Origin of the sequence: Cryptosporangium minutisporangium, assembly GCF_039536245.1 — a bacterium.
Lineage (GTDB): Bacteria > Actinomycetota > Actinomycetes > Mycobacteriales > Cryptosporangiaceae > Cryptosporangium > Cryptosporangium minutisporangium.
The window spans coordinates 1-6,999 of record NZ_BAAAYN010000134.1 but is presented as its reverse complement, the minus strand read 5'-3'; the positions used below and the strand labels follow the sequence as shown (position 1 = coordinate 6,999).

The 6,999-nt window shown below is 72.1% G+C and carries 5 protein-coding genes; 4 read left to right on the top strand and 1 reads right to left on the bottom strand.

Annotated elements, in window-relative coordinates:
- The 3 genes from ABEB28_RS42845 to ABEB28_RS43350 all read left to right on the top strand — a co-directional run.
- Positions 1 to 2,300: ComEC/Rec2 family competence protein (locus ABEB28_RS42845; RefSeq protein ID WP_345734052.1), on the top strand; the 2,300-nt coding region annotated here is incomplete at its 5' end.
- Positions 2,301 to 2,462: 162 nt separating this feature from the next.
- Positions 2,463 to 3,458 (top strand): DNA polymerase III subunit delta, encoded by a 996-nt coding sequence (gene holA / locus ABEB28_RS42840; RefSeq protein ID WP_376982066.1) that lies wholly within the window; start codon positions 2,463 to 2,465, stop codon positions 3,456 to 3,458.
- Positions 3,455 to 4,051: a hypothetical protein gene (locus tag ABEB28_RS43350; protein WP_376982064.1), complete on the top strand. Its 597-nt coding sequence runs from the start codon at positions 3,455 to 3,457 to the stop codon at positions 4,049 to 4,051. The genes holA and ABEB28_RS43350 overlap by 4 nt, the downstream gene beginning before the upstream one ends.
- Before the next feature lie 180 nt (positions 4,052 to 4,231).
- Here the strand turns inward: ABEB28_RS43350 and rpsT are convergent, their stop codons facing one another.
- The gene (gene rpsT, locus ABEB28_RS42830; RefSeq protein WP_345734050.1) at positions 4,232 to 4,492 is read right to left on the bottom strand and encodes a 30S ribosomal protein S20; all 261 of its coding nucleotides are present in this window, start codon (positions 4,490 to 4,492) and stop codon (positions 4,232 to 4,234) included.
- A gap of 481 nt (positions 4,493 to 4,973) precedes the next feature.
- On the opposite strand from rpsT, the gene lepA reads away from it, so the two are divergent.
- The gene (gene lepA / locus ABEB28_RS42825) at positions 4,974 to 6,815 is read left to right on the top strand and encodes a translation elongation factor 4 (protein ID WP_345734049.1); all 1,842 of its coding nucleotides are present in this window, start codon (positions 4,974 to 4,976) and stop codon (positions 6,813 to 6,815) included.
- Positions 6,816 to 6,999 lie beyond the last annotated feature (184 nt).

Below are 6,999 nucleotides of genomic sequence, written 5' to 3'. Positions count from 1 at the left end.
GCGCCCCGGGCGCGCCCGAACCAGCCGCGTCGGGGGTGGCCGGCGGGCTATGGAGCCCACGCGCCGTACGGGCGGGCGGGCCGGTGCCCGGGGTGGCCGGCGGGCTGCGGGGCCGGCGCGCGATCCGGGCGAGCGGGCTGGCCTTCGGGGTGGCCGGTGTGGCGCTGGGGGCCGCCACCGGGGCCGTCGCGGCGGTGCCTCGGCTGGTCGAGCGGGACAGCGGGCCGCTCGCCGGTGCGGTGGCGCGTTCCGGGACGGTTGTCGCCCGGCTGGTGGTGCGGGACGACCCTCGCCCCTCGGCTGCCCGGCGCGGTGGTGCCCCGCTCTGGGTCGTACCGGCCTCGGTCGAGCAGCTCACCGCCGACGGCATCCGGCACACCGTCGGCGGCCGAGTACTCGTCCTCGGCAAACACCCGGGCTGGGAAGGGCTGCTCCCCGGTCAGCCGGTCGTCGTCGAAGGACGCCTGCTCGCGCCGCAGCGTCGGGACCTCACGGCCGCGGTGCTCTCGTCGACGGCGGCACCACAGCGGGTCGGCGAGCCGCCGTGGCTGCAACGGGCCGCCGGTTCCCTGCGCGACGGTCTCCGCGACGTGTGTGGCCCGCTGCCCGACAAGCCCGGCGGCCTCCTGCCCGGCCTCGTCGTCGGCGATACCTCCGAGCTCGACCCCGGGGTCAGAGACGCGTTCCAGCAGACGGGCATGACCCACTTGACGGCGGTGTCCGGGGCCAACCTCGCGATCATGGCCGGGCTGGTGCTCGCCGCTCTCCGCGGGGTGCGGGCCGGTCCGGGCTGGTCGGCTGCTCTCGCCGCGGTGGCGGTCGCCGGGTTCGTCGTGCTGGCGCGCCCGTCGCCGAGCGTCGTCCGTGCGGCCGCGATGTGTGGGTTCGGCCTGCTGGCGCTCGCGCTGGGGCGGCCACGCGCCGCCCTTCCGGCGCTCTGCGTTTCGGTCGTCGTTCTCGTCCTCGTCGACCCGGCGTTGGCCGCCGCGCCGGGTTTCGCGCTCTCGGTGGCCGCCACGGCCGGGCTGCTGCTCGTCGCACCGGCGTGGTCCGCGGGGATGCAACGCCGCCGGGTGCCCGCCCTGGCCGCGGACGCGCTGGCGGTACCCGCCGCGGCGCAGGCGGCGTGTGCTCCCCTGATCGCGGCGTTCAGCGGCACGGTCAGCCTCACCGCGATCCCGGCGAACCTCCTCGCCGCGCCGACCGTCGCCCCCGCCACGGTGCTGGGGCTGCTCGCGGCGGTCGTCGCGCCGGTCGCGGAGCCGGTCGCCACCGCGCTGGCCTGGCTGGGCCAGTGGCCGGCCTGGTGGCTGGTCGTGGTCGCGGAGCGAGGAGCCGCGGTGCCCGACGGCCTCGTCCCGTGGCCGGGCGGCGCGGCCGGTGGCTGGGCCCTCGCCGCCGTGCTCGCGGGCGGTGCCTTCGTGGCCCGTTGGCGGCTGCCGCGTCGGCTGCTCGCGGTGGTCTGTGTGGCCGTGGTGGTCGCGGCCCTGCCGATCCGGGTAGCAGCGCCGGGGTGGCCACCGCCCGGCTGGGTCGTGGTGGCGTGCGACGTGGGGCAAGGCGACGCGGTGGTGCTCCGGGCCGGTGCGGCGTCCGCGGTGGTCGTCGACGTGGGCCCGGACCCGACGCCGGTCGACGGCTGTCTACGGCGGCTCGGGGTGGAGCAGGTGCCGTTGCTGCTCCTGAGCCACCTTCACCTCGATCACATCGGCGGCCTCGACGGTGTGCTCCGGGGCAGGGCGGTCGGTGCGATCGTCGTCGGGCCGTACGCGGAACCGGCCGAGAACGCTGCGGTGGTGACCCGATCGGCCCGTCGTTTCGGCGTCCGGATCGTGCGGTTCACGGCCGGGCGGGAGGTGACCGCCGGAGCCGTCGCACTGCGGGTACTCGGGCCGCAGCGGGTGCTGCGGGGAACCCGATCGGACCCGAACAACAACAGCCTGATCCTGCGGGCCGAGGTCCGGTCGGTCGCGGTCCTGCTGCCCGGGGACGCCGAACACGATGCCGAGCGGGCACTGCTGGACGGCGGGACGCCGTTGGCGGTGGACGTGCTGAAGGTGCCGCACCACGGGTCGGCGTGGTCCGAGCCGGCGTTCCTGGACGCCGCGGCGCCGCGGGTGGCGCTCATCCCGGTGGGTGTCGACAACGACTACGGGCATCCCGATCCCGGCGTCCTGGGGCACCTGGCGAAGCGGAGAGCCCGGGTGCTGCGGACCGATCACAGCGGTGACCTGGCGGTGGTCGCCGGTCGGGACGGAGCGCTGTCGACCGCCGTGCGCGGCCGCGCCGCAGTGCCCTGATCCACGGCGCGGGGCCGCCGCTTGACCTCGTTTCCGGGGCCATCACTCGTCTGCGGAAAAGACCCGCGCCACCTGGGCGAATGCCCCGATAGCGCCGTAAAGTGCAGCGCTCGTGCGTGCGCGGGACCGCAACGTTCCGCGCACCGTGCAACGATGTGCGACATGCCTGGCTCGGCCGCCCCTTCGCCCCCGGCCACACTCGCGCCGCTCCACCTCGTCCTCGGAGACGAGAGCTTTCTCGCGGGCCGTGTGGTCGCCGATGTCGTCGCCACCGCCCGCGCGGCGGACCCGGAATGTGACGTCCGTGAGCTAGACCTCTCCCAGCTCACGCCGGGCGCGCTGTTCGAGTTGTTCAGCCCGTCGCTGTTCGCCGAGGCGCGGGTGCTGATCGCCCGGGACGCCCACACCGCGGGGAAGGACCTGGCGGCCGCGCTGCTGCAGCACGCGACCGCGCTCGCGGCCGACCCCAGCAGCGGCATCGTGCTGGTCGTCACCCACCTCGGGCAGGCCCGGGGCAAGGCGCTCGCGGACGGGCTGAAGAAGGCGGGCGCGGTCACGACCAGCGTCGCCAAGATCACGAAGCATCGCGACAAGATCGCGTTCGTGCGCGACGAGGTCCGCCGGTCCGGCGGTAAGGCCAGCGAGGAAGTCGCGGCGCTGATCCTCGAATCGGTCGGCTCCGACCTGCGCGAATTGGCGTCGGTGTGCAGCCAGTTGGTCGCCGACACCGGCGGCCGGGTCGATCTGGACACGGTGCGGCAGTACCACCGCGGGCGTGCGGACGTCAGCGGTTACACGGTCGCCGACGCGGCGATGGTCGGCGACACCGCCGGGGCGCTCGAAGCCTTGCGGTGGGCGCGGGCGATCGGCGTCGATCCGGTGCCGATCGCGGACGCGCTGGCGGACGGCGTCCGGAGCGTCGCGCGGGTCGCCGGGGCGCGGGGGAGTGCCTATCAGCTGGCCAGCACGCTGGGCATGCCGCCGTGGAAGGTCGAGCGGGCACAGCGGCAGGGCCGCGGATGGTCCCAGGCCGGGCTGGCTACCGCCGCCCGCGCGGCGGCCGTCGCCAACGGGGACGTCAAAGGTGGTGCGGACGACCGCGACTACGCGTTGGAGCGGGCGGTGCTCGCGATCGTCTCGGCCCGGGAAGTCCGGTGACGGCGCGGTTACTCGCGGCGCTCCGAGAGCGGTCCGAACCAGCTCCGCACGACGCGGTGCGGCCGCTGTACGCACGAGTGCTGCGGTTGCGGCATCTCGCGCCGGGCAAGCTGCTCTGCGCGCTGTTCTTCGAAGGCTCGATCGTCCTGGCGATGCTGCTGGCCTTCGCCGACCTGGTGAGCTGGTGGGGCGTGCTGGCGACGCCGGCCACCGTTGCGGCGATGGTGAAGTTGAACGACGTCGTCGCCGGGCGCTTGCCGGACCCGCACGCGGCTCGGCGGCCACGCTCCCGCAGCGGTGAGATACCGACGTTCGACGATGCGGTGATCTCCGGCTACAGCCGAGCTTCCCCGGTGAGTGCGGAGGCGCCGCACGGCGCCGCCGATCACGAGCCCGACACCGCGGTCCTGGGCGTGATCCGCGTGACACCGTCTGCCCCGGCGGAGCCACGCCTGCGAGCGGTTCCGTCCGCGGCGGGGGAACCCGGTGCGGCGCCTCCCGCGGCCACGGCTCACCCCGCCGACCTGGAAGCGGACGCGGATGCCACCGTTCCGTTGCCGCCCCTGCGCGAGGACGGCCCAGCGCGGGGCTGACGCGCCCTGTCCAGGCTCNCGCCCTGTCCAGGCTGACGCGCCCTGTCCAGGCTGACGCGCCCTGTCCAGGCTGATGCGACCGGCTGATGCTGCGCGGGATCGGCCTCGGAAACGACGAAGGCACCGACCCCGGGAGGGGCGGTGCCTTCGATCGGATGCGCTAGTGCGCCGCAGGCAGCGTCAGAGGGACTCGGCCCGCTTCGCCATGGCCGACTTCTTGTTCGCGGCCTGGTTCTTGTGGATGACGCCCTTGCTGGTGGCCTTGTCGAGCGCACGGGACGCGTTGCGCAGCTCGGTCAGAGCCGTGTCGCGGTCACCGGCGTCGGCAGCCGTCCGGAACTTCCGGATCGCCGTCTTGATCGACGACTTGACGGCCTTGTTGCGCAGGCGCGCCTTCTCGTTGGTCTTGATGCGCTTGATCTGGGACTTGATGTTCGCCACGCGTAAGCCTCGGGTCTGGTCGTGTGTTGCTGGCAAGTTCGAACGATGGCGGGTGTGCTCGAGACTCCCGTTCGAGGGCCTCGTCGAGCAGCGCACATCGCGCGCCCGCCGCGCGAAAAACCAGGCTACCAGGAACCTGACGACTGGTTCAAAACGCGCTCCCGAGCCCGGGCGCCACGCTCGGTGAGGGCTGGGTGTCGCCGATTCCGGTGCTCGCCAACGTGGATGTCGTGCTTCCGGTGTCATACCCCGGAGGGCGCGACACCCATCCCGAGCACGCGGCCGTACCTTCCGCGCGGCGCACGCGAGGTAAGTCGCGCCACCGCCGTGAGACGGCACTCCTCGGGGCGTGGGAGAATTGAGGTGTCGTCTCGACCACGCCGACCGCAGGCCGGTGTGACCGGTGCGCGCGGTTACCGACGCTGCGTGCCACCTGACGTCCTCGAACGCCTCGTCATCAAAGAAGGGCAGGGACACCCGCGTGCCCCCGACGCCGCGCCCGGGATCGACCGACCCGAGCTTGATCCGCAACTTCTGCATCATTGCGCACATCGACCACGGCAAGTCGACGCTGGCCGACCGCATGCTGCAGATCACGGGCGTCGTCAACGAGCGGCAGATGCGGGCCCAGTACCTCGACCGCATGGACATCGAGCGCGAGCGCGGCATCACGATCAAGTCGCAGGCCGTCCGCCTCCCGTGGGAGGTCGACAACACCACCCACATCCTCAACATGATCGACACCCCCGGGCACGTCGACTTCACGTACGAGGTGTCCCGGTCCCTGGCCGCCTGCGAAGGTGCCGTTCTCCTCGTCGACGCCGCTCAGGGCATCGAGGCGCAGACGCTCGCGAACCTCTACCTGGCGCTCGAGAACGACCTGCACGTCATCCCGGTCCTCAACAAGATCGACCTGCCGGCGGCCCAGCCCGAGAAGTACGCCGAGGAGCTGGCGAAGCTGATCGGCTGCGAGCCCGAAGACTGCCTCAAGGTCTCCGGCAAGACCGGCGTCGGCGTCGAACCCCTGCTCAACGAGATCGTCCGCCAGTTCCCGCCCCCGAAGGGTGACGCGAACGCTCCGGCCAGGGCGATGATCTTCGACTCGGTCTACGACACCTACCGTGGCGTCGTCACCTACATCCGGGTGATCGACGGCCAGCTCAGTGCCCGCGAGCGGATCAAGATGATGTCCACCGCGGCCACCCACGAGCTGCTCGAGATCGGCGTCATCTCGCCGGAGCCGGTGCCGTCCGACGCGCTCGGCGTCGGCGAGGTGGGTTATCTGATCACCGGCGTGAAGGACGTCCGCCAGTCCAAGGTCGGTGACACCGTCACCAACAACGCCAAGCCGGCGAAGGAGAGCCTTCCCGGGTACGCCGAGGCAAAGCCGATGGTGTTCTCCGGCCTCTACCCGATCGACGGCTCGGACTACCCGATCCTCCGCGAGGCGCTCGACAAGCTCCAGCTCAACGATGCCGCGCTGGCCTACGAGCCGGAGACCTCTGCCGCGCTCGGCTTCGGCTTCCGCGTCGGCTTCCTCGGCCTGCTGCACCTGGAGATCATCCGGGAGCGGCTGGAGCGCGAGTTCGGCCTCGACCTGATCGCGACCGCCCCGAACGTGGTCTACCGGGTGGTCATGGACGACAAAACCGAGCACATCGTCACCAACCCGAGCGAGTTCCCGCACGGGAAGATCGATGAGGTCTACGAGCCGATAGTCCGCGCCACCGTCCTGGCTCCCAGCGAATACATCGGCGCGATCATGGAACTCTGCCAGGGCCGTCGAGGCACGCTCCAGGGCATGGACTACCTGTCCGAGGACCGCGTCGAGCTGCGCTACTCGCTCCCCCTGGCCGAGATCATCTTCGACTTCTTCGACCAGCTGAAGTCCCGCACCAAGGGTTACGCCAGCCTCGACTACGAGACCACCGGCGAGCAGGCTGCCGACCTGGTGAAAGTCGACATCCTGCTGCAGGGCGAGCAGGTCGACGCGTTCAGCGCGATCGTGCACAAGGACAAGGCCTACAACTACGGCACGACGATGGCCCAGAAGCTCCGCGAGCTGATCCCGCGGCAGCAGTTCGAGGTGCCGATCCAGGCCGCGATCGGGGCCCGGATCATCGCCCGCGAGAACATCCGCGCGATCCGCAAGGACGTCCTCGCGAAGTGCTACGGCGGCGACATCTCCCGGAAGCGGAAGCTGCTCGAGAAGCAGAAGGAGGGCAAGAAGCGGATGAAGATGGTCGGCCGCGTCGAGGTCCCTCAGGAGGCGTTCATCGCTGCGCTCTCCACCGGTGACGGTCCCAAAGACAAAGCCAAATGATTACGCCCCCACCGCGCCACCGTTAGCTCATCCAGCTCCACCGCACGGGCGTACCACCGTTCGCGCGCACACCGCCCCACGAGCCCGGCGCACCACCGCCCGCAAATGCACCACCGCCCGCGGCCGCGGCCCCTGCGAGCCGCCGCGCGCCCCAGGCCGCCGGCCCCGGGCCGCCGGGCCCCGG

Coding starts and splice junctions, on each gene's coding strand:
- holA (WP_376982066.1), top strand. CDS start 2,463: ATGCCTGGCTCGGCCGCCCCTTCGCCCCCGGCCACACTCGCGCCGCTC.